Origin of the sequence: Limnospira sp. PMC 289.06, assembly GCF_032350395.1 — a bacterium.
GTDB lineage: Bacteria > Cyanobacteriota > Cyanobacteriia > Cyanobacteriales > Microcoleaceae > Limnospira > Limnospira platensis.
The window spans coordinates 1-2,125 of record NZ_JARPLC010000043.1 but is presented as its reverse complement, the minus strand read 5'-3'; the positions used below and the strand labels follow the sequence as shown (position 1 = coordinate 2,125).

Genomic DNA, 2,125 nt, shown 5'->3' with positions numbered 1-2,125 from the left:
TCTCTGCCCGTTCTCCCCGGATGCGTTGCCGGTAGGCACTCCCCAGGTTATTTTGCATGGTTGCCCAGACAGTTGGGCGATTTTGCTTCTCAGAGGGAGCTAGCGATGCTCCTGGAAATCCTGTCATAATTCCCAATACACGCTCCTGGCTATCAAAATAAGCGAGAGCTTCCGTATAGATGGCTATCACAATCTCTAGATTAATCGCCTGTTGACCCAGAGGAAAATTTAGCAACAAATTCGCAAAATTAAACAGATCAGAAATCTTGTTGCTTCTTGCAAAGGTTGGAATAAAGGCAATCAAATCATCATTAAGTATGGCCTCTTGACTGCCGAGGAAGTGGTAAACAACGGATGGGTCAAAACCACTTTCATTGCTCAACCGAATCGCTTCTTGCAAAAAAGTTTCGTATTCTGCGGGTATCATTTCGCTTTGAGATGACTGCCCTTCGCTTTGGTATGGCTGCGCCGTCTCCAGCCCTAAAAACGCCTCAAGCCGCTGCGCTACATTCTGCAAAAACTGCGCCCGCCCCAAAAACGCTTCAACCTGCTGCGCCATATCCTGCAAAAACTTTGCTAGGTCGTCTTTTCCCTCTTCCCGAAACTGTAGTGCTACCAACTTGCACACCTGCACAAACCCCTCATCTGCCAACTCCATATGACCATCGAGGATTTGTAGTTCTTCCCCACTGGGACATTCGAGGAGTTCTTGAATCAGGGAGAGATAAGCCTGCACTCTTTGTTCATCCATAGCCACACACCGGGTTAGGGGACACCATCCCGATTTTACCCCATCCCCGCCACTGAGAAACCTGGTTACCGAAGACCTCTGATTTTCCGTAAATTCTCCAAAAACTCCTCCCGCGTCACCGACTCTAAAACATCACGCCGCTCCTGGGTATAATCTCCCTGACCCCAACCCATTTGTTGCAAAAAGCGAATTGCATCAGACTGTCCCAAATGATTGACTAAAATCTGATAGCCTTTTTCTCTTAACTCTACTGCATTCATCATCCATAACTCCTGATTATTACTCTTGGAAAACCTGAATCAACCAAACCACCGGATTGCTAACAGGAACCTTTAATTGAGATGCGTACCTGCGAGCCGTTTTAAGAAGGCGATCATCAGTAGAAAGAAAAATATCTGCCCCAGCCGCTTCAGCACAAGCCAGATGAAAAGAATCGAACAGCCCAAACCCAAATCCTTCTAATTGTTGTGAACGTTCCTCCACCGTCGGATTAATGTCTTGCATCTGGGTTGCTAACGCCAAAAGACTAAGGATGCTCGTTTTTTTCTCCAGATTTCGCATTTTTTCCAGTTCCACAGCGATCGCTTCACTCGAAATGAGTTGCCATTCTCCCGTGCGAACTCGTTCCAGAATAGCTAAAACTGAGTCTCCCTCTAGCCGAACCCGTTCCTGCGCCCAGTCATCAAAGGGGCGATTGAGACAACACACATCTAAATATACCGCAACCATCCAACCCCCTAACATTAGCTACCACCAACTCCCACGCCTGTACAAAACTCTCATCCAGCAACTCCAGGTGACGGTTAAGGATTTGCGGCTCTTCCCCACTGGTACAGGTCAGCAGTTCTTGAATCAGGGAGGGATAAGCCTGTACAAGCCTTTCATCCATCGCCACACCATCAGCAAAGACATCCCCCCCATTTTAACCCCCCAACCCAGAAATCGGATTGCACTCATCCCCTCATTTCCCCCCAAACTCTCCCAAAAACCCGGTTTCCGCCCTCAATCCTGAAACCGGGTTTCTTGCACCGACCCATTTCCCACTACAGCACCCCTGAAACCCGGTTTCTTTCCCCCCACTAGCCAAGAAACCGGGTTGCGCTCATCCCCTCATTTCCCCCCTAAACCCTCCCAAAAACCCGGTTTCCGCCCTCAATCCTGAAACCGGGTTTCTTGCACCAACCGATTTCCCACTACAGCATCCCTGAAACCCGGTTTCTTTCCCCCCACTAGCCAAGAAATCGCCTTTCACCGCTACAGCCCCCCGGCCTCTCATCCCCCGCTTCTCCCTAAATAGTACAATCAACATAACCCCACAATTGAGGTCAATGATGAGTCCCCTCCTAGAAAAAGTCTTAGCAGAAGTCACCCAAC

Annotated in this window: 4 protein-coding genes and 1 pseudogene (1 of these 5 cut by a window edge); all 5 read right to left on the bottom strand. The window is 48.9% G+C overall.

Features of this window, described 5'->3' with window-relative positions; translation table 11 throughout:
- A pseudogene (locus P5674_RS26590) lies at window positions 1-127 on the bottom strand (tetratricopeptide repeat protein); its annotated part reaches 1,109 nt to the left of the window's first position; the annotation flags it as partial.
- 689 nt (window positions 128-816) lie between these two features.
- Entirely contained in the window at window positions 817-1,014 is a 198-nt protein-coding gene (locus P5674_RS11215; RefSeq protein WP_081848921.1) for a hypothetical protein, read from the bottom strand.
- Window positions 1,015-1,030: 16 nt separating this feature from the next.
- Complete coding sequence (locus P5674_RS11210) at window positions 1,031-1,480, bottom strand: PIN domain-containing protein (RefSeq protein ID WP_014276119.1); 450 nt, start codon at window positions 1,478-1,480, stop codon at window positions 1,031-1,033.
- Window positions 1,434-1,640, bottom strand: coding sequence for a hypothetical protein (locus P5674_RS11205; protein WP_315669998.1), 207 nt, complete (start codon window positions 1,638-1,640; stop codon window positions 1,434-1,436). Before P5674_RS11205 ends, P5674_RS11210 begins: the two co-directional genes overlap by 47 nt.
- A 213-nt stretch (window positions 1,641-1,853) precedes the next feature.
- The coding region (locus tag P5674_RS11200; RefSeq protein ID WP_315669997.1) for a hypothetical protein at window positions 1,854-2,125 on the bottom strand (272 nt) is incomplete at its 5' end.